The organism is Polaromonas sp. 39-63-25 (assembly GCF_002278925.1).
Classification (GTDB): Bacteria; Pseudomonadota; Gammaproteobacteria; order Burkholderiales; family Burkholderiaceae_C; genus Polaromonas.
Window position 1 is genome coordinate 26,824 of record NZ_NCJH01000005.1, and the last position, 21,897, is coordinate 48,720.

At 64.1% G+C, this 21,897-nt stretch carries 21 protein-coding genes; 5 read left to right on the forward strand and 16 right to left on the reverse strand.

Translation table 11 applies throughout. The annotated features are described in order from the left end of the window. Positions 1-2 precede the first annotated feature (2 nt). On the reverse strand, positions 3-1,112 hold the full coding sequence (gene holA, locus B7X65_RS06060; RefSeq protein ID WP_293593398.1) for a DNA polymerase III subunit delta: 1,110 nt from the start codon (positions 1,110-1,112) through the stop codon (positions 3-5). Between the two features lie 85 nt (positions 1,113-1,197). Between holA and rocF the strand changes: the two genes are divergently transcribed. Continuing rightward, positions 1,198-2,109: an arginase gene (rocF, locus tag B7X65_RS06065; RefSeq protein ID WP_293593399.1), complete on the forward strand. Its 912-nt coding sequence runs from the start codon at positions 1,198-1,200 to the stop codon at positions 2,107-2,109. Positions 2,110-2,225: 116 nt separating this feature from the next. Here rocF and lptE read toward each other — a convergent pair whose 3' ends face one another. From lptE to B7X65_RS06095, 6 genes are all read right to left on the reverse strand, one after another. Beyond that, the gene (lptE, locus tag B7X65_RS06070) at positions 2,226-2,726 is read right to left on the reverse strand and encodes an LPS assembly lipoprotein LptE (RefSeq protein ID WP_293593400.1); all 501 of its coding nucleotides are present in this window, start codon (positions 2,724-2,726) and stop codon (positions 2,226-2,228) included. 11 nt (positions 2,727-2,737) lie between these two features. Then, positions 2,738-5,386: a leucine--tRNA ligase gene (gene leuS, locus B7X65_RS06075; protein ID WP_293593401.1), complete on the reverse strand. Its 2,649-nt coding sequence runs from the start codon at positions 5,384-5,386 to the stop codon at positions 2,738-2,740. A 94-nt stretch (positions 5,387-5,480) separates the two neighbouring features. Beyond that, entirely contained in the window at positions 5,481-5,927 is a 447-nt protein-coding gene (locus B7X65_RS06080; protein ID WP_293593402.1) for a biopolymer transporter ExbD, read from the reverse strand. Beyond that, positions 5,924-6,625 carry a MotA/TolQ/ExbB proton channel family protein gene (locus tag B7X65_RS06085; protein ID WP_293593403.1) on the reverse strand — a complete coding sequence of 234 codons (702 nt, stop codon included), beginning with the start codon at positions 6,623-6,625 and terminating at the stop codon, positions 5,924-5,926. The genes B7X65_RS06080 and B7X65_RS06085 overlap by 4 nt, the downstream gene beginning before the upstream one ends. 8 nt (positions 6,626-6,633) lie before the next feature. Continuing rightward, entirely contained in the window at positions 6,634-7,446 is an 813-nt protein-coding gene (gene dapB, locus B7X65_RS06090; protein ID WP_293593490.1) for a 4-hydroxy-tetrahydrodipicolinate reductase, read from the reverse strand. 5 nt (positions 7,447-7,451) lie between these two features. Next, positions 7,452-7,946 (reverse strand): outer membrane protein assembly factor BamE, encoded by a 495-nt coding sequence (locus B7X65_RS06095; protein ID WP_293593491.1) that lies wholly within the window; start codon positions 7,944-7,946, stop codon positions 7,452-7,454. Positions 7,947-8,173: 227 nt separating this feature from the next. Between B7X65_RS06095 and fur the strand changes: the two genes are divergently transcribed. Then, positions 8,174-8,626: a ferric iron uptake transcriptional regulator gene (gene fur / locus B7X65_RS06100; protein WP_293593404.1), complete on the forward strand. Its 453-nt coding sequence runs from the start codon at positions 8,174-8,176 to the stop codon at positions 8,624-8,626. A 310-nt stretch (positions 8,627-8,936) separates the two neighbouring features. Here the strand turns inward: fur and hprK are convergent, their stop codons facing one another. The 3 genes from hprK to raiA form a co-directional block, all read right to left on the reverse strand. Beyond that, positions 8,937-9,887 (reverse strand): HPr(Ser) kinase/phosphatase, encoded by a 951-nt coding sequence (gene hprK / locus B7X65_RS06105; RefSeq protein WP_293593405.1) that lies wholly within the window; start codon positions 9,885-9,887, stop codon positions 8,937-8,939. 44 nt (positions 9,888-9,931) lie between these two features. Continuing rightward, on the reverse strand, positions 9,932-10,405 hold the full coding sequence (locus B7X65_RS06110) for a PTS sugar transporter subunit IIA (RefSeq protein WP_293593406.1): 474 nt from the start codon (positions 10,403-10,405) through the stop codon (positions 9,932-9,934). Positions 10,406-10,542: 137 nt separating this feature from the next. Next, positions 10,543-10,872, reverse strand: a complete 330-nt coding sequence (raiA, locus tag B7X65_RS06115) for a ribosome-associated translation inhibitor RaiA (protein WP_096667575.1) — start codon at positions 10,870-10,872, stop codon at positions 10,543-10,545. 409 nt (positions 10,873-11,281) lie between these two features. On the opposite strand from raiA, the gene corA reads away from it, so the two are divergent. Beyond that, complete coding sequence (corA, locus tag B7X65_RS06120; protein ID WP_096667574.1) at positions 11,282-12,268, forward strand: magnesium/cobalt transporter CorA; 987 nt, start codon at positions 11,282-11,284, stop codon at positions 12,266-12,268. 186 nt (positions 12,269-12,454) lie between these two features. Here the strand turns inward: corA and B7X65_RS06125 are convergent, their stop codons facing one another. From B7X65_RS06125 to B7X65_RS06145, 5 genes are all read right to left on the reverse strand, one after another. Next, positions 12,455-13,213 (reverse strand): 5'-methylthioadenosine/adenosylhomocysteine nucleosidase, encoded by a 759-nt coding sequence (locus tag B7X65_RS06125; protein ID WP_293593407.1) that lies wholly within the window; start codon positions 13,211-13,213, stop codon positions 12,455-12,457. Between the two features lie 103 nt (positions 13,214-13,316). After that, the gene (locus B7X65_RS06130) at positions 13,317-15,011 is read right to left on the reverse strand and encodes a long-chain-fatty-acid--CoA ligase (RefSeq protein WP_293593408.1); all 1,695 of its coding nucleotides are present in this window, start codon (positions 15,009-15,011) and stop codon (positions 13,317-13,319) included. A 166-nt stretch (positions 15,012-15,177) separates the two neighbouring features. Beyond that, the gene (locus B7X65_RS06135) at positions 15,178-16,611 is read right to left on the reverse strand and encodes an NAD(P)(+) transhydrogenase (Re/Si-specific) subunit beta (protein ID WP_293593409.1); all 1,434 of its coding nucleotides are present in this window, start codon (positions 16,609-16,611) and stop codon (positions 15,178-15,180) included. Then, on the reverse strand, positions 16,608-16,943 hold the full coding sequence (locus B7X65_RS06140) for an NAD(P) transhydrogenase subunit alpha (RefSeq protein ID WP_293593410.1): 336 nt from the start codon (positions 16,941-16,943) through the stop codon (positions 16,608-16,610). Before B7X65_RS06140 ends, B7X65_RS06135 begins: the two co-directional genes overlap by 4 nt. Positions 16,944-17,011: 68 nt before the next feature. Next, positions 17,012-18,127, reverse strand: a complete 1,116-nt coding sequence (locus tag B7X65_RS06145; RefSeq protein ID WP_293593411.1) for a Re/Si-specific NAD(P)(+) transhydrogenase subunit alpha — start codon at positions 18,125-18,127, stop codon at positions 17,012-17,014. 148 nt (positions 18,128-18,275) lie between these two features. Here B7X65_RS06145 and B7X65_RS06150 point away from each other — a divergent pair, with 148 nt between their 5' ends. Together B7X65_RS06150 and mnmA are read left to right on the forward strand one after the other, a co-directional pair. Further along, positions 18,276-18,773 (forward strand): NUDIX hydrolase, encoded by a 498-nt coding sequence (locus B7X65_RS06150; protein WP_293593412.1) that lies wholly within the window; start codon positions 18,276-18,278, stop codon positions 18,771-18,773. Positions 18,774-18,811: 38 nt separating this feature from the next. Continuing rightward, positions 18,812-19,963 carry a tRNA 2-thiouridine(34) synthase MnmA gene (gene mnmA / locus B7X65_RS06155; RefSeq protein ID WP_293593413.1) on the forward strand — a complete coding sequence of 384 codons (1,152 nt, stop codon included), beginning with the start codon at positions 18,812-18,814 and terminating at the stop codon, positions 19,961-19,963. A 96-nt stretch (positions 19,964-20,059) separates the two neighbouring features. Here mnmA and B7X65_RS06160 read toward each other — a convergent pair whose 3' ends face one another. After that, positions 20,060-21,886, reverse strand: a complete 1,827-nt coding sequence (locus tag B7X65_RS06160) for an ATP-binding protein (protein WP_293593414.1) — start codon at positions 21,884-21,886, stop codon at positions 20,060-20,062. Positions 21,887-21,897 lie beyond the last annotated feature (11 nt).

Below are 21,897 nucleotides of genomic sequence, written 5' to 3' on the forward strand. Positions count from 1 at the left end.
CGCTAGGGCCTGTTCACAGGCAGGCGCGCGCCGCGGGCGGCAGCGGCCGGCGCCGCACAGGCGCTGCACACCATGGCGGCCAGGCGCTGCAGCGCCTGCCAGCCCTCGGCCGGCCAGTCGGGCTGCTTCAGGCCTTTGACGATGCCGTCGACCTTGTGGGCGGCATGCAGCAAATTGGCCAGCGTGGTGTCGCCCATGTGGGGCAACACCCGCTCGAACAGTTTTTCCTTGACACCCCAGACGCGGTTTTCGCGCAGGGCCATCGGCATGGGCCGGCCCGCGCCCAGGGCGTCCTTGACCCGCTTCATGCTGCGAATGTCCTCGCTCAGGGCCCAGTGCACCAGCACCTCCGACTCACCCTCGGACTGCAAACCGTCGAGCATGCGTTGCACGCGCAGGGCCTGGCCACCGAGCACCGCTTCGGACAGCTTGAACACGTCGTAACGCGCGACATTGAGCACGGCGTTTTCGACCTGGTCGAAACTCAGTTCTGCCGACGCCTCCCCGCCGGGGGGGTACAGCAGGCCCAGCTTCTGGATTTCCTGGTGCGCAGCCAGCAGGTTGCCTTCGACACGGTCGGCAAAAAACTGCAGTGTGCGCTGCCCCTCCTCGCCCTGCGCCACGCGCTGGCCCTGCTGCTGCAGGCGCTGCGCGATCCACTGCGGCAGGTTACGGCGGTCAATCGGGTCGAATTTGACCGTGGTGCCAAAACTTTCCAGCGCGCCAAACCACGCGCCCTTGGTCGTCATGCTGTCCAGGCGCGGCAGCAGCACCAGGGTCAGCGTGGTGTCATCGCCCTGCGCGCGTTCGGCAATCTGCTGCAGCGCCACCGAGCCGTCCTTGCCGGGCTTGCCACTGGGAATGCGGATCTCCACGATCTGCTTGTCGGCAAACAGGCTCAGGGAGCCGCCGCTGGCCAGCACCTCGCTCCAGTCGAAATGGGCACCGGCCACGGTGTGCACCGTGCGTTCGGTGTAACCCCGCTCCCGCGCGGCGGCGCGCAGCGCGTCGGCGAACTCCTGCACCAGCAGCGGCTCGTCGCCGTGCAGGGTGTACAGGCTCTTGAGCCCGCGCTTGAGGTGGTCGGAAAGTTGGGCGGGCGCCAGGTTCATGGTGGCCCAAGTTTAGCGGTTGGGGGTTTGGCAGCAAGCCCTCCTGACCTGGCAGGCGTGGTCTGCTGGCGGCATACTCCTTCCCATGACACAACGCATTCGCCTGATTGGCGCACCCACCGACATCGGCGCCGGCACCCGCGGCGCGTCAATGGGGCCCGAGGCGCTGCGCGTGGCTGGCCTGCAGGCCACCCTGGAAGGCCGCGGCCTGCAGGTGAAGGACGGCGGCAACCTGAGCGGCCCGCCCAACCCGTGGCAGGCGCCCGTCCAGGGTTACCGCCACCTGGCCGAGGTGGCCGCCTGGAACCGCTCGGTGCACGAGGCCGTGTTTTCGGCCCTCAGCGAAGGCGACCTGCCCCTCCTGCTGGGCGGCGACCACTGCCTGGCGATCGGCTCCATAAGCGCCGTGGCGCGCCGCTGCCGCCAGACCGGCCAGACCTTGCGTGTGTTGTGGCTGGACGCGCATGCCGACTTCAATACCGACCGCCTGACCCCCACCGGCAACACCCACGGCATGCCGGTGGCCGTGTTGTGCGGGCACGGCCCGGCCGAGCTGACCGGCATAGGCGGTGTGGTTCCGGCGATCCAGGCTTCGGCCGTGCGGCAGATCGGCATTCGCAGCGTCGATGAGGGCGAAAAGCACTTCATCCGGCAGTCGGGCCTGGAAGTGTTCGACATGCGTTACATCGACGAGCAGGGCATGCGGCAGACCATGGCAGCGGCGCTGGCCGGCGTGGATGCACAGACTCACCTGCATGTGAGCTTCGACGTGGATTTCCTCGATGCGATGATTGCGCCCGGTGTGGGCACGGCCGTCAAGGGCGGCCCGACTTACCGCGAAGCCCAGCTGTGCATGGAAATGATCGCCGACACCGGCCGCCTGGCCTCGCTGGACGTGATGGAACTCAACCCGGCGCTGGATGTGCGCAACGGCACTGCCGAAGTGGTGCTGGAACTGGTTGAAAGCCTGTTCGGCAAAAGCACGCTGATGCGCTGAGCTTCAAGAGACCGGCCACATCGGCGCTACCAAATTAATAGCTGCTTGCATCCGTCCTTATTGAGCTAATGCCCGATTTCATCATCTATTCCGCCCTGCAGCGCAGGGCCGCCGCGTCAGATCTCCTTGACGGCTGCCAGACGGCGCAGGATCTGCTGGACGATGTCGCTCTGCATGTCGCGGTAGAGGAGCGCCTCCTCGGTTTCCTTGGCCAGCACCGCGGACTCGTTGAAACTGATGTCGCGCTGCAGCACGATTTCGGCGGGCGGAATCAGCAACTTGCCCTTGAGCGTGCGCAGCTGGAACCTGAAACGCGTGCGCAGCTGGAACTCACGCACCTGGCCCGAGGCGTTGATGCCCACCACGGTTTTTTCACGCTGGTCGAGCAACACGTCGAGAATCACATCCGCCTGGCCGATCAGGCGCGCGTCGCGGATCACCTTCACCGTGCCGCCGGCTTCCAGGTTGCGGTTGAGCTCGGTACCCAGCGTCGAGGTTTCGGCCGCACCACTGTAAATGGTCTTGAAGGCGTAGTTGGGCGCCTTGCGCAAGGCAAATCCGCAGGCACTCAGGCCCCAAGCCGCCGCAGCGGACAACAGGAAAACGCGACGTTGCATGGTGGCTTCCTTCAGACGACGATGTTGACCAAGCGGCCCGGCACAACGATGACTTTTTTGGCCGGGGCGCCGGCGGCCTGCTTGACAAACGCATCGGACGCCAGCGCCGCCGCCTCGATCGCGGCCTTGTCAGCGCCGGCGGGCACGGTGACCGACCCGCGCAGCTTGCCGTTGATCTGCAGCACGAGTTCGATCTCGTCCTGCACCAGGGCAGATTCATCGACCTCCGGCCAGGACGCATCGAGCAGGCCGCCATGGTCTTTGACAAAACCGAGATCCTCCCACAGGGCGTGCGCCACATGCGGCGTCGCGGGGTAGAGGCAGCGCAGCAGGATGCCCATGCCTTCGCGCAGCGCAAACGCCGCGCCGGTCGAGGTCTGGCCCTTGAAGTCTTCCAGCGCATTGAGCAGCTTCATGCTGCCCGACACCACGGTGTTGTACTGCATGCGCTGGTAGTCGTAGTCGATCTGCTTGAGCACCGTGTGGATCTCGCGGCGCAGCGCCTGCGTTTCCTTATCAAATGTGGTTCCAGCCCTTTGCGGGCGGGCACCACCAGCTCCCAATTGCATAGCATCGAGCTTGACGCCGAAGTTCCAGACCCGGCGCAGGAAACGGTAGGAGCCTTCGACACCGGCGTCGTTCCATTCCAGCGTGGCTTCCGGCGGCGAGGTGAACATGGTGTACAGGCGCGCGGTATCGGCGCCGTATTTCTCGATCAGATCCTGCGGATCGACGCCGTTGTTCTTGCTCTTGCTCATGGTGCCCACGCCTTCGTAGGTAACCATGGAGCCGTCCTTCCTGAGCTTGGCGCCGATGACCTTGCCATGCTCGTCGTGCACGTCGTCCACATCGGCCGGCCAGAAGTATTCGACGCCGCCCTTGTCGCCCTTGCGGGAGTAGATATGGTTGAGCACCATGCCCTGCGTCAGCAGCTTGGTGAAAGGTTCGTCCACCTTGACCAGGCCCATGTCGCGCATGACCTTGGTCCAGAACCGCGCATACAGCAGGTGCAGGATGGCGTGTTCGATGCCGCCTATGTACTGATCCATCGGCATCCAGTAGGCCGCGCCCTCCGCGACCATTTTGTCCTCGTTCTTCGGGTCGCAGTAACGCATGAAGTACCACGAGCTGTCCACGAAGGTGTCCATGGTGTCGGTCTCGCGCCGCGCCGGCTTGCCGCAGACCGGGCAGGTCACGCCGGCGTGGAAACCAACATGCTTGTGCAGCGGATTGCCCGAGCCGTCGGGCACGCAGTCCTGCGGCAGCACCACCGGCAGGTCTTTTTCCGGCACCGGCACCGCGCCGTGTTCCTCGCAGTGAATGATGGGAATCGGCGTGCCCCAGTAACGCTGACGGCTCACGCCCCAGTCGCGCAGGCGCCAAGTGGTTTTTTTCTCGCCCAGGCCTTTGGCTGCCAGGTCGGCCGCCACGGCATCGACAGCGGCCTTGAAAACCAGGCCGTTGTACTTGCCGGAATTGATCGCCACGCCCTGCTGCTTGTCGCCGTACCAGTCGGCCCAGGCCTCAAGGCTGTAGGTTTTGCCGGGCACATCGGTGACCTGCTGGATCGGCAGCTTGTACTTTTTCGCGAACTCGAAGTCGCGCTCGTCGTGCGCAGGCACACCCATCACCGCGCCGTCACCGTAACTCATGAGCACATAGTTGCCGACCCAGACCTCGACTTTTTCGCCGGTCAGCGGGTGCGTGACAAACAGGCCGGTAGCCATGCCCTTTTTTTCCTGCGTGGCGAGTTCGGCCTCGGTGGTGCCGCCGGACTTGCAGTCCTCGATGAAGGCCGCGAGTTTCGGGTTGGCCGCCGCCGCGTGAATCGCCAGCGGGTGTTCGGGTGCCACGGCGCAGAAGGTCACACCCATGATGGTGTCGGCGCGCGTGGTGAAGACGTACATCTTCCCGTCGCCGATCAAGGCGCCAGAAGCGTCCTTGATGTCGTGCGTGAACGCAAAACGCACACCTTCGCTTTTGCCTATCCAGTTTTCCTGCATCAGCTTGACGCGCTCGGGCCAGCCCGGCAGCTTGTTGCTGACGCTGTCGAGCAGTTCTTCGGCGTAGTCGGTGATCTTCAGGTAGTAGCCGGGGATCTCGCGTTTTTCAACCACGGCGCCGGTGCGCCAGCCCTTGCCGTCAATGACCTGCTCGTTGGCCAGCACGGTCTGGTCCACCGGGTCCCAGTTGACAACCTGGGTCTTGCGGTAGGCGACGCCCTTGTCCAGCATCTTCAAAAACAGCCACTGGTTCCACTTGTAATAACTCGGGTCGCAGGTGGCGACTTCGCGGCTCCAGTCGATCGCCAGCCCCATCGCCTGCATCTGCTTTTTCATGTAGGCGATGTTGTCGTAGGTCCACTGCGCGGGTGGCACGCCGTTTTTCATCGCGGCGTTTTCGGCCGGCAGGCCGAACGCGTCCCAGCCCATGGGCATCAGCACGTTGTAGCCCTTCATGCGCAGGTAACGCGTGAGCATGTCGTTGATGGTGTAGTTGCGCACATGGCCCATGTGCAGCTTGCCGCTGGGGTAAGGCAGCATGGAGCAGGCGTAATACTTCTTTTTGGACGAGTCTTCGGTGACGCGGTAGGCATCCGCGGCGGTCCAGTGGGTTTGCGCACTGCGCTCAACGTCGAGGTGGTTGTATTTGTCTTGCATGGCGCACGGAAGATGGAAAAAAAATGAAGCAGCCCCTGGCTGCCGGTTGCAGGGATTTTAGGCGCTGGACCGGACTGGCCCCGCTGGAGCGCCTTCAGGGCCGGGTCGCGGGGGCTGGCGTTGCGGGGGCGGGGGCGTTCGCGACGAAACCGATGCGGTTCAGGCCGGCTTTTTGCGCGATGCCCATGACCTCGACGATGCGGCCATAAGGCACGGCCTCGTCGGCACGCAGCTGCACTTCCGTGTCGGGGTTCAGCGCCGCGTTTTGCCGCAGGCGCTGGTCCAGCTGGTCGCCGGAGACCGGCTGGTCATTGAGGAAGGCCTGGCCGGCCCTGTCGACCACCAGCGTGACAAATTGCGGCGCCTCGTTCGGCCGGGCGGCATCACTTTTGGGCAGGTCCAGCTTGATCGAGCTGGCCAGCAGGGGCGCGGTGATGATGAAGATCACCACCAGGACCAGCATCACGTCCACCAGCGGGGTGACGTTGATCTCGCTCATGGGCTGGGCGCCCTGGGTGCGTTCGAGGCGGCCGAAGCTCACGACGCCCTCGCGCCTGCGTCCACTGACTCTTTGCTGCGTTCCGCCGCCTTGCCGCCGGGGCCCGCTACAGCCAGCAATTCCCGCAAATCGTAGGCAAACCCTTCCAGGTCCGCCTCGATGCGGCCGATGTTGCGGCCGAAGATGTTGTAAGCCAGCACGGCCGGGATCGCCACGGCCAGGCCGGCGGCGGTCATGATCAGCGCCTCGCCGACCGGACCGGACACCTTGTCGATGGTGATCTGGCCGGCCGCGGCAATGCCGGTCAGCGCGTGGTAAATGCCCCAGACGGTGCCCAGCAGGCCGACAAAAGGCGCGGTGGAACCGACGGTGGCCAGCAGAACCTGGCCGTACTGCAGCTTGTGCAGCACCTCATGCAGCGCATCGCGCAGGACCCGCGTCAGCTGCTGGGACCTGTCTCCGGCCGAGGCCAGGGTGCCGCCGGCCTGGAGTCGGGTGGCAGCGATCAGGGGCAGCACCAGCGCCTCGCGGTCGAACGCAGCCACCTTGGGCTGGGCCTCCTCGACAGAGGCGGATTGCCAGAACACGGCCGTGCTGCGCGCCACATCGCCGACCGCCCGCTTGAGCAGCCAGGCTTTCCAGACAATCACGACCCAGCTGGCCACCGACATCAGCAGCAGCAGCGCCGCCACCAGGCCGGTCACGGCGTCGCCCTGAATCATCAACGCGAGCACGTTCATTCAGGCACTCACTTCAGGTTCAGCACATCGAACATGTCGTACAGGCCGGCCGGTTTGCCGGCCAGAAAACGCGCGGCCCGCAGGCTGCCCTGGGCGTAGGTGACGCGGCTGGAGGATTTGTGGGTGATTTCGATGCGTTCGCCGGTGCCGGCAAACAGCACGGTATGGTCGCCGACGATATCGCCGCCGCGAATCGTCGCAAAACCGATGGACGAGGGATCACGCTCGCCGGTCACGCCTTCGCGGGCGTAAACCGCGCAGTCCTTGAGGTCGCGCCCGAGCGCGCCGGCGATCACCTCGCCCATTTTCAGCGCGGTGCCGGACGGCGCATCCACCTTGTGGCGGTGGTGAGCCTCGATGATTTCGATGTCGTAGCCGGTGTCCAGGGCCCTGGCGGCCATCTCGAGCAGCTTGAGCGTGACGTTCACACCGACGCTCATGTTGGGCGCCATCATGATGGCGATGTCTTTGGCGGCAGCGGCGATCTCGGCCTTCTGCGCGTCGGAAAACCCGGTCGTGCCGATCACCAGCTTGACGCCGAGTTCGCGGCATTGGGCCAAATGGGCCATCGTGCCTTCCGGGCGGGTGAAGTCGATCAGCACCTGGGAGCCGCCCAAGCCGGCGGCCAGGTCGGCGGTGATCAAAACTCCGCTGGCCTGTCCGAGGAAGGCCGCGGCATCACTGCCCAGCCCTGGGCTGGTGGCCACATCCAGCGCGCCGGTCAGCTGGCAGTCGCCGCTGGTGCGCACGGCCTCGACCAGCATCTGGCCCATGCGGCCGCTGGCGCCGGCCACCGCGATGCGAAGAGGGGCCTGCTGCAACGCGCTCACCGGGTCGGGCTTTCCAGCGGGGGATAGCTGGCGGCCGACGGCGCGGAAACGGGGGGCGTCACCGGGGTGGTGGCGGCCGTCGCGGCCGGTTTCTTTTCAGCGGCCTGGAGCTGCTCTTCGGTCAGCTCCAGCACAGGCACCTTGCCGAGCTTGCGGCGCGAGTCCAGCTTGGCAACGAAGTCCGATTCGCTGGGCATGGCGTCGCCCTCAAACCGCTCGAGGGCATCACCCTTGAAGAAAACCGTGAGCCTGAGCGCCTGCGGCTCCACGCCCTGGCGCTTGAGGGTAAACACATAGTCCCATCGATCCGCATGGAACACGCTCGCCAGCAGCGGCGTGCCCAGCACCTGGCGCACCTGGTCCCGGGTCATGCCGGGCTTGAGCAGTTCGACCTGCTCCTTGGAGACGAAGTTGCCCTGGACAATCTCGACCTTGTAGGGCGTGATCCAGTTGACGGGATTGATTTTGCTTTCGCTCAAGCCCCCGGTCATGCCTTTGCCGCTGCCGCAGGCAGCCAGTCCGGCGCAGGCCAGGACGGCGAAAGCGGCTTGGAGACCGCGACGGTAATTTGCACGCATGGCTGACATAGTAGGGGGGTGTAGCGATATGATTGGCCATTGTAGCGGCAGGGTGCCGCCGCGTACGCGCCTCCCGCCCCCTGAACGCCGAGCCTGCACAGGCCCCGACTGCGGCCCCTTTTCCTCAGGAAGCCTCCCCCATGACCAACATCGACGAACTCAAGAACACCGGACTGAAAGCCACCCTGCCGCGCCTGAAGATCCTGGAGATTTTCCAGGCCGGCAAGCAGCGCCACATGACGGCGGAAGATGTTTTCCGGGTGCTGCTGGAAGACCGCTCCGACATCGGGCTGGCCACGGTGTACCGCGTGTTGACCCAGTTTGAGCAGGCCGGCCTGCTCAACCGCAGCAATTTCGAATCCGGCAAGGCCGTCTATGAAATCAACGAGGGCCAGCACCATGACCACCTGGTGTGCCTCGATTGCGGCAAGGTCGAGGAGTTCTACGACGCGGAAATCGAAAAGCGCCAGCACGCGGTCGCCAAGGCCAAGGGGTTTGCGATCGCCGACCACTCGCTGTCGATGTATGCCAACTGCACCAAGGAAAAGTGCCCGAACCGTCCCGTGTCGCCACGGCATCCGCACCACGGCTGATTTTTGATGGAATTGGGCGGTAGCCCTCGATTGGTGGGCGTAAACAGCTATTAATTCAATAGCAAAATATGAGGTAAGGGTTTCGCACCGGGCCGCTCACGACGTGGGCGAGCGAAGGTGCTCTCAATTCAAGCAGGGGCCGCGGAACCGGCTTCGCCGGGCCGCAGGCGCAGCGGCCCCTGAGGGGCTGGAGCCTGCGGCTCCAAAGCTGCCTGCGCAGCTTTGGACAGGCGACAGAGGCGAAGCGTCCCGCGAGCCGCGGCCTGCAAGGCCTCGGGAGCTACACGAAGTGAGCGACCGTGGGGGCTATTCAGCCGCCCCGCTCCATGGCCTGGCGATGGCGTTCGACAAATTCCTGGTAGGTGTCGATGCCGCGCAGCTGCAGGATGACATTGCGCACCGCAGCCTCGACCAGCACCGCGATGTTGCGCCCGGCCACCACCTGGATGATCACCTTGCGCACCGGAATGCCCAGCACGTCCTGGGTCAGCGGCTCATAGGGGATACGCTCGTACTCGCGCTCCAGCGTTTCGCGCCGCACCAGGTGCACGATCAGCTTGAGCCGCATCTTGCGCCGCACCGCCGTCTCGCCAAAAATCGCCTTGATGTCGAGCAGGCCGATGCCGCGCACCTCGAGCAGGTTCTGCAGCAGTTCCGGGCAGCGGCCCTCGATGGTGGTCTGGTTGATGCGGTACAGGTCCACCGCGTCGTCGGCCACCAGGCCGTGCCCACGCGAGATCAGCTCCAGGCCCAGCTCGCTTTTGCCCAGGCCCGATTCGCCGGTGATCATCAGGCCCACACCGAGGATGTCCATGAACACGCCGTGCATGGAGGTGCGGTCGGCGAAATGTTTGGACAGGTAGGCCCGCAGCACGTCGATCACGAACGCAGCCGATTCCTTCGTGGCAAACATGGGTATCTGGGCCCGCTCGCACATGGACAGCAGCGTGTCGGGCGCCACCTGGCCGTCGGCAATGATCAGCACCGGCGGCTCCAGCGTGACGATGCGCGAAATGCGGCGGGCGCAATCCTCCGGGCTGCCGTTGCTCAGGTAAGCGACTTCGCGCTCACCCAGCAGCTGCACGCGGTAGGGGTGGATGTAGTTGAGGTAACCGACCAGGTCGGCGCCGGAGCGGGCCGCACGCACGGCGACCTCGTCGAAGCGTCGCTCCGAAGCGCCCAGGCCGGCCACCCACTCCCACTTCAGCGCGGCGCGGTGGTCCTCAAACAGGACGTCGGCGCTGACGACGGTGGGCTTCATGCCGCTGGGAAGGAGAAAATCTGCGTCACGGTCACGCGCGCGGGTCAGGGGCTGACAGCGTGGCTGGATTGCCAGGAGGCAATCAGCTGATGCAGCACAGCCGCGTCGGTGCTGGCCTTGAGCCGCTCGCGCAGGGCGCTGTCGCTGAGCAGTTCAGCGATTTCGGACAGGATTTCAAGGTGTTTCTGGGTGGCCGCTTCGGGCACCAGCAGAAAAATCAACAGGCCCACGGCCTGCTCGTCAGGCGCATCAAAGCCGATCGGAGCGTGCAGCTGGAACACAGCCGCCATCGGGGCTTTCAGGCCCTTGATACGTCCGTGCGGAATTGCCACGCCATGACCCAGCCCGGTCGAGCCGAGCCGCTCACGCGCGAACAGGCTGTCGGTGATCAGCGCGCGGTTCAGGCCATGCAGGTTCTCAAACAGCAGACCGGCTTCTTCAAAAGCACGCTTCTTGCTGGTGGCCTCGACACTGACCAGAACCTGGGTAGGGGGCAATATTTGCGAAAGACGGTTCATAACAAGGTGGGGTCGCCGAATTATGCACTTTCACACGCATGGCGGCCATTCGGGCCATAAAAAAGCCGCCTGAGGGCACAGGCGGCCTTCCGGGAGGGGGCGGGCATTTTGCGCCAGCCCGCCGCCTGTGGCGGCGCTTACATCTCCCGCTTGGCAGTCACGTGGTGGTGATCCTGGGTTTTGGTCTTGTAGCGGCCGACCTGGCGGTCCAGCTTGTCAGCGAGTTCATCCACCGCTGCATACAGGTCGGCATGCGAACTTTCGGCGAACAGGTCACGTCCCTTGACATGCACATTGCACTCGGCTCTCTGGCGCAACTCCTTTTCCTTCATGTTATCCACCGTCAACAGAACCTTGACATCCACCACCTGGTCAAAATGCCGGGTAATCCGATCCAGCTTGCTGGTCACGTAACCGCGCAAGGCGGGGGTAACTTCAAGGTGGTGACCGCTGATCGTCAAATTCATAAAGAGACTCCTTTTCCATGACTGGAGGGGGGTTAAAAACACCGCTTTGGCAAGACCTGCCGGGCGGCGGACGGACAACTCTCTTGTTTTCACTATGCGCCCGAACCGGGGCAAACGCAACCGTGCATCGCAACAAAAAATGAAACGGTCGGAAAAGGTCCTTGACCCCCCGGCGGGAACCCGGCGGCGGGCCGGAACAGGTAGTGAAATCCGGGCCAAAATGCCATAATCGCAGCTTGGTCAATACGGAGAAATCCTTGGAAAGCAGCCCCAGTCGCTAGCTTTCAGCACCGCAGACTGACGCCAGCGTCATCCCGGGGTTGAAAGCGATGCCACCATCCACAACCCCGCCAACGCCGGGCAGACGCCTGCCCGGTGCCGGCGCCCCCAAACCGATTGGGAGCCAGTCATGCTCAATATTTTCACGCTCGCCAACGGGCGCCTGTTCCAGGAAGAGATCGAATCGCTGGAGGAACTGTCCCGGTTCCAGCCGATCTGGGTGGACCTGGAGTCGCCGACGCTGGAAGAAAAACGCTGGATCAAGCAGTATTACGGCCTGTCGATTCCCGAAGACGTGATGGACGAGGACATCGAGGAGTCCGCGCGCTTTTACGAAGAAGACAACGGCGAGCTGCACATCCGCTCGGACTTTCTGATTGCCGACGACGAGGAACCCCGCACCGTGCGGGTAGCCTTCATCCTGAACCTGGTCAATGACAACCTCAAGAGCAAGGGCGTGCTGTTTTCGATCCACGACGAAGACGTGCCGGTCTTCCGCCTGCTGCGCATGCGCGCGCGCCGGGCGCCGGGCCTGATCGAAGACGCCAAGGAAGTGCTGCTCAAGCTGTTCGACGCCGATGCCGAATACTCGGCCGACACCCTCGAAGGCATTTACATCGACCTTGAAAAGGTCAGCACCAAGGTGCTGTCGGGCGATGTGACGGACGTGATGGCCGGCGAGGTGCTGGGCGCCATCGCCCGGCACGAAGACCTGAGCGGACGCATCCGCCGCAACGTGATGGACACGCGGCGCGCCGTGAGTTTCATGATGCGCAGCAAGATGCTCAACAGCGAACAGTTCGAGGAGGCGCGCCAGATTCTGCGCGATATCGACTCGCTGGACTCGCACACGGCTTTCCTCTTCGACAAGATCAACTTCCTGATGGACGCCACGGTCGGTTTCATCAACATCAACCAGAACAAGATCATCAAGATCTTCTCGGTCGCCAGCGTCGCCTTGCTGCCGCCCACGCTGATCGCCAGCGTGTACGGCATGAACTTCAAGCTGATGCCCGAGCTCGACTGGGCGCTGGGTTACCCGTATGCGCTGGTGCTGATGGCGGCGAGCGCGGTGGTGCCGATGTGGTACTTCCGGCGGCGCGGCTGGTTGAAGTAGCCCCCACGGTCGCTCACTGCGTGTAGCTCCCTGCCCCCCGAGGGGGCCGCTGCGCCTGCGGGCCGGCGAAGCCGGACCCGCGGCTCTTGCTGGTCTGAAGAGTCCACACGGCTGCCCGGGCAATCCGTTCATTCCGGGTTTCTCGGTCAAATCGGCCGTCAGCCCTTGATTGACGGTCGTCAGTAGCTACTTTATTGATAGCAAAAGTAAAAACCGCTCGACAATGGCCTGCGCGTAATGGCTGGCCACCTGCTCGACAAAGCTCGAGAAATCAACATGCGCGCTGTCATCGGCCCGGTCTGAAATCGTGCGCATGGCGGCAAAGGGCACGCCGTAATCCAGGCAGACTTGGGCCACGGCGGCGCCCTCCATCTCGACGGCCAGCACCGCGTGTCCGGCGCCGGCCAGGGCGGCCTGCAGGGCCTGCGACTCGGCAGAACCCGAGACAAACCGGTCGCCGCTGGCCAACAGGCCCTGATGCACGCGGGCCTGCGGGAAGCGCTGCACAGACCTGCCCGCTTTCACCGGGGCCAGCGCGGCGCAGGCCGCCGCGTAGAGCAGCGCGGTCAGGGCCGTGTCACCGTCGAACCGGGCTTTCCCGTAAAACGGGACCTCGTAGCGCGGAAAAAGCGGCGAGACATCGAGATCATGCTGCAGGAAATCGGTCGCCACCACCACATCTCCGACCTGCACACCCTCGCCCAGCCCGCCAGCCACGCCGGTGAACACCACACGGCCGACACCGAAACGCTCGATCAGCGCCGTCGCCGTGGTGGCAGCGGCCACCTTGCCAATTTTTGACAGCGCCAGCACCACGGGCTGACCATGCAGCTCACCCTGCCAGAAGTCGCGGCCGGCATGACGGGTTTTCTGCGGTCGCTGCAACAGTTCCAGCAGGCCGTGCTGTTCTTCGGCGAGGGCGCTCAGGATGGCGGTAGGGTTCATGGCCGCAAGTTTGCCCGAACTGGTGCCCACTCCTGGCCGCACCAGGAAAAAAAGGCAGCCGGAGCCGCCTTTTTTCTTTCACCTGCCGGGCCTGAGCCGCCTCCTACTTCTTGTCGCGCAACTCCCGGCGCAAGATCTTGCCGACCGGGGTTTTCGGCAGCTCGGTACGGAACTCGACCACCTTGGGCTGCTTGTAGCCGGTCAGGTTGGTCTTGCAGAACTCGCGCACCTGGGCTTCGGTCAGGTCCGGATTTTTCTTGACGATGACCAGCTTGACGGCTTCACCCGATTTGTCGTCGACAACGCCGACGCAGGCGCATTCCATCACGCCTTCCATGCCGGAAACCACGTCCTCGACCTCGTTCGGGTAGACATTGAAGCCGCTGACGAGAATCATGTCTTTCTTGCGGTCCACGATCCTGAAGAAACCGCGCTCGTCGACGACGCCGATGTCGCCGGACTTGAAGTAGCCGTCGGGCGTCATGACCTTGGCGGTTTCGTCGGGCCGCTGCCAGTAGCCGGCCATCACCTGCGGGCCCTTGATCGCGATTTCACCGGGCTGGCCCGCCGGCACGTCGTTGCCGTCGTCGTCGAGCAGCTTGAAGTACGTGCCGGGAATCGGCACGCCGATGGTGCCGGTGAAGGCCTTGCTGTTGGTCGGGTTGCAACTGGCCGACGGCGAGGTTTCCGACAGGCCGTAACCTTCGCAGATCGGGCAGCCGGTTTTTTCCAGCCAGAGCTTGGCAACTGCACTTTGCACCGCCATGCCGCCGCCCAGCGAAACCTTCAGGTGCGACCAGTCCACGGTGTTGAAGTCGGGGTGGTTGGCCAAGCCGTTGAACAGGGTATTGACCGCCGGGAAGCTGTGCACCTTGTGTTTGGACAGCTCCTTGAGTACGGCCGGCAGGTCGCGCGGGTTCGGGATCAGGATGTTCTTGCCGCCGGTGCGCATGCCCAACATCATGTTCACGGTGAACGCGAAGATATGGTACAGCGGCAGCGCACAGACATAGGTCGGCTGCACGCCCGCCGTCATGCCCCCCATGGCCGGGCCGTTCCAGGCTTCGGACTGCAGCACGTTGGCAATCACATTGCGGTGCAGCAGCACGGCGCCCTTGGAAACACCGGTGGTGCCGCCGGTGTACTGCAGCACGGCTACGTCGTCAGGCTTGATGTCGGGCCGCTTGAGGCTGCCGCGCGTCCCCTGGGCCACCGCGTCATTGAAACGCACGGCGCCCGGCAGATTGAAGGTTGGCACCATTTTCTTGACGTTGCGAACCACGTAATTGACCAGCGCGCCCTTGAGCACGCCGAGCTGGTCGCCCATGGCCGTGAGCACCACATGTTTGACGGGCGTATTCGCAATGCACTGTTCCAGCGTGTTGGCGAAGTTTTCGATGATGACAATCGCCTTGGCGCCGGAATCCTTGAGCTGGTGCTCGAGTTCGCGCGGGGTGTACAGCGGATTGACGTTGACCACCACAAAACCGGCACGCAGGATGGCGGCCACCGTCACCGGGTATTGCGGCACATTGGGCATCATGATCGCCACACGGTCGCCCTTGACCAGCCCCAGCCCCTGCCCCTGCAGGTAAGCCGCGAACGCCTGCGACAGGCTGTCGGTCTGGCCGAAGGTGACCTCCTTGCCCATGAAGCTGTAGGCGACGGCGCTGGCGTTTTTCGCAAAGCTCTCTTCCATCAGGGCCACCAGCGAGGCGTACTGGGACGCATCGATGTCGGCAGGAACGCCCGGGGGGTAGGCGCTCAGCCAGGGTCGGTCTATGGTGGATGCATTCATGCTTGTCTTCTCCGGATGACGATTGAACAACTGCCACGGATTGTCGTGGCGCGACCCTCTGCGGGGCTATTGCGTTTTCCCTAGGAAACGGCCAAATCAGAAGGGAAGCCCCTCTAATTCATGTCTTTTGCGTGGAAAAAGCCGTCAACGGTCAACGGTCAACGGATTACTCAATCGCCTTGCCCATGTCCTCGATGACTTTTTTTGCATCGCCGAACACCATCATGGTCTTGTCCATGTAGAACAGCTCGTTGTCCAGGCCGGCATAACCGGCGGCCATCGAACGTTTGTTAACGATGACGGTCTTGGCCTTGTAGGCCTCGAGGATGGGCATGCCGTAGATCGCGCTGCCCTTGACATGCGCGGCCGGATTCACCACGTCATTGGCGCCCAGGATGATGGCCACGTCGGCCTGGCCGAACTCGGCGTTGATGTCTTCCATCTCAAACACCTGGTCGTAAGGCACCTCGGCCTCGGCCAGCAGCACGTTCATGTGGCCGGGCATGCGGCCCGCCACCGGGTGGATCGCGTACTTGACGTTGACGCCGCGGTCGGTGAGTTTTTGCGCGAGTTCCTTGACCGAATGCTGGGCACGCGCCACCGCCAGGCCATACCCCGGCACGATGATCACGGTTTCAGCATTGCCCAGGATGAAGGCTGCGTCGTCGGCCGAGCCGGACTTGACCGGGCGCTGCTCCTTGGCACCGGCGGCGGCCGTACCCGCCTCGCCGCCGAAGCCGCCCAGGATCACGTTGAAGAAGGAGCGGTTCATCGCCTTGCACATGATGTAGGACAGGATGGCGCCGGAGGATCCGACCAGCGAGCCGGCCACGATCAGCATGGCGTTGTTCAGCGAAAAACCGATGCCGGCCGCGGCCCAGCCCGAGTAGCTGTTCAGCATGGACACGACGACCGGCATGTCGGCGCCGCCGATCGGGATGATGATCAGCACGCCCAGCACGAAGGACAGGGCCAGCATCGCAAAAAAGGCCGTCCAGTTGCCGGTGAACATGAAAACCAGGCCCAACGCCAGCGTGGCAATACCCAGCACCAGGTTGACCACGTGCTGCCCGGCAAACGTTACCGGCGCGCCCTGGAACAGGCGGAACTTGTATTTGCCGCTGAGCTTGCCGAAGGCAATCACCGAGCCGCTGAAGGTGATCGCGCCGATGGCGGCACCGAGGAAGAGCTCCAGCCGGTTGCCGGCCGGAATCGCCGCCGTGGGCAGGCCCGCCGCCACGATGCCGAAGGCGCCAGGTTCCGCCATGGCGGCCACGGCGATGAACACCGCGGCCAGGCCGATCATGCTGTGCATGAAGGCCACCAGCTCGGGCATCTTGGTCATCTCGACGCGTTTGGCCATGATCGTGCCGGCGGTTCCACCGACCAGCAAGGCGCCCAGAACGTACACCATGCCGAAAGCCTTGCCGCCGGAGAGTTCCACAATCAGCGCGCCAGTGGTCAGGACGGCGATCGCCATGCCGACCATGCCGAAGAGGTTACCGCGTATCGAGGTGGTCGGGTGCGACAGGCCCTTGAGCGCCTGGATGAAACAGACCGAAGCCACCAGGTACAACAGCGTGACAAGATTCATGCTCATTTGGCCACTCCCGAGCCAGCTGCGTCAGCCGCAACGGTTTTCTTTTCTTTCTTGCGGAACATTTCCAGCATGCGGCGCGTGACCAGGAAACCACCGAAGACATTGACCGCAGCCAGCGCCACGGCGAGCACGCCCATGGTTTTGCCCAGCGGCGTAACGGTCAGCGCGGCGGCCAGCATGGCGCCGACGATGACAATCGCCGAAATCGCATTGGTCACCGCCATCAGCGGCGTGTGCAGCGCAGGCGTGACGGTCCAGACCACGTGGTAACCCACGTAGATGGCCAGCACGAAGATGATGAGGTTGATGATGGTGGGTGACACGGCATCCATGGTCTTCTTCTCCTGATGGGGTGGCGCTGCCGCCGGCCCCTGATAAATGTTTTTTTGAGATCCGCTGCTTACTTGCGCTTGACTTCGCCGCCCTGCGTCATCAGGCAGGCCGCCACGATGTCGTCGTCGAGGTCGATGTTGAGCGTGCCTTCCTTGCTGATGACCAGCTTGAGGAAGTCCAGCAAGTTGCGGGCGTAGAGCGCGCTGGCGTCGGCGGCGACCAGCGCCGGCACATTGGTCTCGCCGATCAGCGTGACGCCGTGTTTGACCACGGTTTTGCCGGCTTCGGTCAGCGGGCAGTTGCCGCCTTGCGGCGCAGCCAGGTCGACGATGACGCTGCCGGGTTTCATGGCCTTGACCATGTCCTCGGTCACCAGCACCGGTGCGGCGCGGCCCGGAATCAGCGCGGTGGTGATCACGACATCGGCCTGGGCCACGCGTTTGGCAACCTCGGCTTTTTGCCGCTCCAGCCAGCTGGGCGGCATCGGTTTGGCATAACCGCCGACGCCAACGGCGGCTTCGCGCTCTTCGTCGGTTTCATACGGCACATCGATGAACTTGCCGCCCAGCGACTCGACCTGCTCCTTGACGCTGGGTCGCACATCGCTGGCCTCGATCACCGCGCCCAGGCGCTTGGCCGTGGCAATCGCCTGCAGGCCGGCCACGCCAACGCCCAGAATCACCACACGCGCCGCCTTGACGGTGCCGGCGGCGGTCATCAGCATCGGGAAAAAGCGCTGGTACTTGTCGGCCGCCATCATCACGGCCTTGTAGCCGGCGATGTTGGCCTGCGACGAGAGCACGTCCATGCTTTGCGCGCGGCTGGTGCGCGGCGCGGCTTCCAGGGCAAACGCCGTCAGCTGGGCGCCCGCCAGGCGCTGCAGGCCGGCGGCGTCAAACGGGTTGAGCATGCCGACCAGCACCGTGCCGGCCTTGGCCAGGCCGATTTCGCTGTCCAGCGGGCAACGCACCTTGAGCACGATGTCGGACGCATAGGCGCCGGCAGCGTCGGTGATTTCGGCACCGACCGCCACATAGGCTTCGTCCGGCACACTGGCAGCCACCCCCGCACCCGACTGGATGCACACGGTGTGGCCCTGGGCCTTGAGTTTTTTGGCCGTCTCGGGCGTGACGGCAACGCGTGTTTCCCCCGCCGTGATTTCGGCCGGTACCCCGATTCGCATGGGTGTCTCCTCGTTGCGTAAGTAGTTCTACGTGAAATTGTCAGCTGTCAGCTAGCTTACATGAGTTTCCCCGGCTTTTTTTTGGGTGCACCCCTCTGGAAGTCCCGCAGGCTACGGTTCGGACAGCTTGCCCACGGATAATGCTGCGATGAATACACGATGGAAACCCAGTGTCACGGTCGCGGCCGTCATCGAGCGCGAGGGCAGGTTCCTGCTGGTGGAGGAACACACGCAGGATGGCCTGCGCTTGAACAACCCGGCCGGCCACCTGGACCCGGGCGAAAACCCGATCCAGGGTTGCGCCCGGGAGACGCTCGAGGAAACCGCGTTTCACTTCACGCCGCAGTCGCTGGTGGGCATCTATATGTCGCGCTTCGAAAGACCGGTGCCCGGCCAGGACACCCCGCTGGACATCACCTACCTGCGTTTTGCCTTTTGCGGCACGCTGGGCGAGGAAATGGCCGGGCAGGCGCTGGACGAAGGCATTGTGCGCACCCTGTGGCTGACGCCCGATGAGATCAGGGCGTGCGCTCACTTGCACCGCAGCCCCTTGTTGCTGACCTGCATGGAAGACTACCTGGCGGGCAAGCGTTACCCGGTGGATCTGTTGACCACCGACCCCAGCGTCTACGACGCCAGACCCTGAACCTCTCGCGAAATCGCCTCACCACCTAAAATGCTGCAATGCACAAGCAACGTATCGTTGTCGGTTTGAGCGGCGGCGTGGACTCCGCGGTGACCGCGTACCTGCTGAAACAGCAGGGCCATGAAGTCATCGGCATCTTCATGAAGAACTGGGAAGACGATGACGACAGCGAGTTCTGCTCGTCCAACATCGACTTTGTCGACGCCGCGGCAGTGGCTGACGTGATCGGCATAGCCATCGAACATGTCAACTTTGCCGCCGACTACAAGGACCGGGTGTTTGCCGAGTTCCTGCGCGAGTACCAGGCCGGACGCACGCCCAACCCCGACATCCTGTGCAACGCCGAGATCAAGTTCAAGGCCTTTCTCGACCATGCGATGCGGCTGGGCGCCGAAAAAATCGCCACCGGGCACTATGCGCGCGTACGGAAAAACGAGACCACCGGCCTGCACGAACTGCTCAAGGGCCTGGACCCGGCCAAGGACCAGAGCTATTTCCTGCACCGCCTGAACCAGGCACAGCTGTCCAGAACCTTGTTCCCGGTCGGTGAACTGAAGAAGACCGAAGTGCGCCGCATCGCCGACGAAATCGGCCTGCCGAACGCGAAGAAGAAGGACTCGACCGGCATTTGTTTCATCGGCGAGCGGCCGTTCCGCGAGTTTTTGAACCGCTACATCGCCAAGGCGCCGGGACCGATCAAGAACGACCAGGGCCGGGTGCTGGGCGAACATGTGGGCCTGAGCTTTTACACCCTGGGCCAGCGCCAGGGCCTGGGCATAGGCGGCGTGAAGGCGCGTGGCGCCGAACTCAAGGCGGTGCAGGCGCTGGGCCAGCGCGGCGTCGGCGAGCACGAGCCCTGGTTTGTGGCGCGAAAGGACATGGACAGCAATACCCTGTGGGTGGTGCAGGGCCACGACCATCCCTGGCTGCTCTCAACGGAAGTGCAGGTGCAGGACTGCAGCTGGGTCGCCGGCGCGCCGCCGGCTGCCGGCACCATGGCGGCCAAAACGCGCTACCGGCAGGCCGACGCAGCCTGCGAGCTGGTGGCGCCGTCGTTGACCCATGCCGCGCTGCGTTTTGACGAACCCCAGTGGGCCGTCACCCCAGGCCAGTCGGCCGTGCTCTACCAGGGCGAGGTCTGCCTGGGCGGCGGCGTGATTGCAGCGAGCAACACACCGGCGCTGCCCTGAGCCCGTCGTCCGGTTTTTTCAATCAAATCAGGGCCTGGCCCTTGATGAATAAGCGCCAGCAGCTACTGATTTAATAGCACTCACACGGTTAACCGGTCAAGGAATCCGTATTTCAACGACCGTGCGCCCCGGCCGGCTTTCGATGGCGATGGCCACGCCAATCGCGCTCGCCCGCTCACGCATGGCCAGCAGACCCTTGCGCGGCGCGGCGGCGGCGTCGAAACCGCGCCCGTTGTCAACGACACGCAGGCACACACCGGCGCCGGCCATTTCAGCCTCGATCGCCAGCGTCGTCGCCTGTGAATGCTGCAGCACATTGGACAGCGCCTCGAACACCATGAACTGCAGCTGGCGCATGGCATTGGCGTCCACCTGGGCCACCGGCTCGAGGGCGCCCACCACCCACTGCAGTTCGATGTCCGACGCCGCAAACCGCGGCTCCAGCCGGTAACGCAGGTTGGCCAGCAGCGAGCTGATGTCGCCCGGCAGCAAATGCATGGCGTCGATGGACAGCTTGAGCTGGTCCAGCGTGTAACGCAGCGTCTGCAACACGTCGTCGGTACTGGCCTTGCCCGACTGCAGCTGCCGGATCGCGGCGCTCAGGTGCGCACCCACGCCGTCGTGCATGTCGCGCAGGATGCGCGTGCGCTCGCTGACCCGCTCCTGCTCGCGCGCGAGTTGTTCGACCTGGCGGTAGGTCTGGCCCAGCTCGCGCTCTTTCTGCGAGATGCGGGAAGACAGGTTGGTCATCAGGTCGCGCGCCTGCGCGCTGACCTCGCGAAAACGCGTGATCACGATGTAGGCCAGCGCCAGCCCGAACAGCATCGAGGAGTAACGCAGCAGGGTGTTGTCGGCGTAGGTCGGGCTGATGCGAAAAACGAACCAGTCGCGCAGACCCACCAGCACATTGACAAAAAGCGCCGCAGCCACCACCCGGTGCGCCGGCGTGGCATTGCGGAGCGCACGCCAGCAGAAAAAGCCGATGAAGCAGGTGAACGTCAGTGCGTAGGCGCCGTACCAGGCCGTCAGTACCTGCGGCGATGCAAACACCAGTGCCCATGCGATCAGCGGCAGGCCACTGGCAAAAAGTGTCCAGGTCATGCGGTTGAACCAGATCGCCGGCCGGAGTTCGGACCAGCCCGCCACCCGCACGGAAAAACTTCCCATGCAGGTCAGCCAGCCTCCCGTCATCATGACCGTCACCATGCCCCAGGCCGGCCAGGGCAGCGGCGGATTTTCAATCAGCACATCGCTGACGCGCACCGTCCAGAACAGTTCGGCCAGCCCGCCCAGCAGGTACATCGGGTCGCGCACAGCGCGGTAGGCCCGCGTCGGGTCGGTCTGCGTGAACCACAAGGCCAGCGCCACCATGCCGACCATGAAGCTGAGCACCACTACCACCAGCGTCCCCGTTGCGCGCCAGTTGTAGTCGCTGCTGTAAAGCCGCCTGACCTCCTCGTCCGGCCCCATCACCGGCGCTGCCAGCCCGCCGCGCCGGCCCACGTCAGCGCGGACATGAATCAAAAGCCGGTTGGACGGCCGCAGGAGATCCGTCGCGACGGGCACAAAACGGGGCACCTTGGCGTAGTCGCCCCCATTGAACTTTGTCAGGTCGCCATTTTTTTCCAGCAGATTGCCGTTGAGCCAGATTTCATAGGCATTGCCCAGCCTCGGTATATAGATGGCATAGGATTTGGCGCTGGTGACCGGCGGCCCGAAGTCAATTTCAAAGGTGGCCGCGCCAGCCAGCCCTGGATGACGCCGGTCCCAGTGGTAGGGCAGCTCGACGCCGGACTGCACCGGTGCCGCACCCTGCAGGGTGATGAGGGCCCTGGCCTGACGCAGTTCCTGCACCTCGGCCCGGGCGCTGCCCCAGCAAAGCAGGGCGCATACCAGCCCACACCAGAGACTGCGGGCGCGCATGTCTTCAGGCC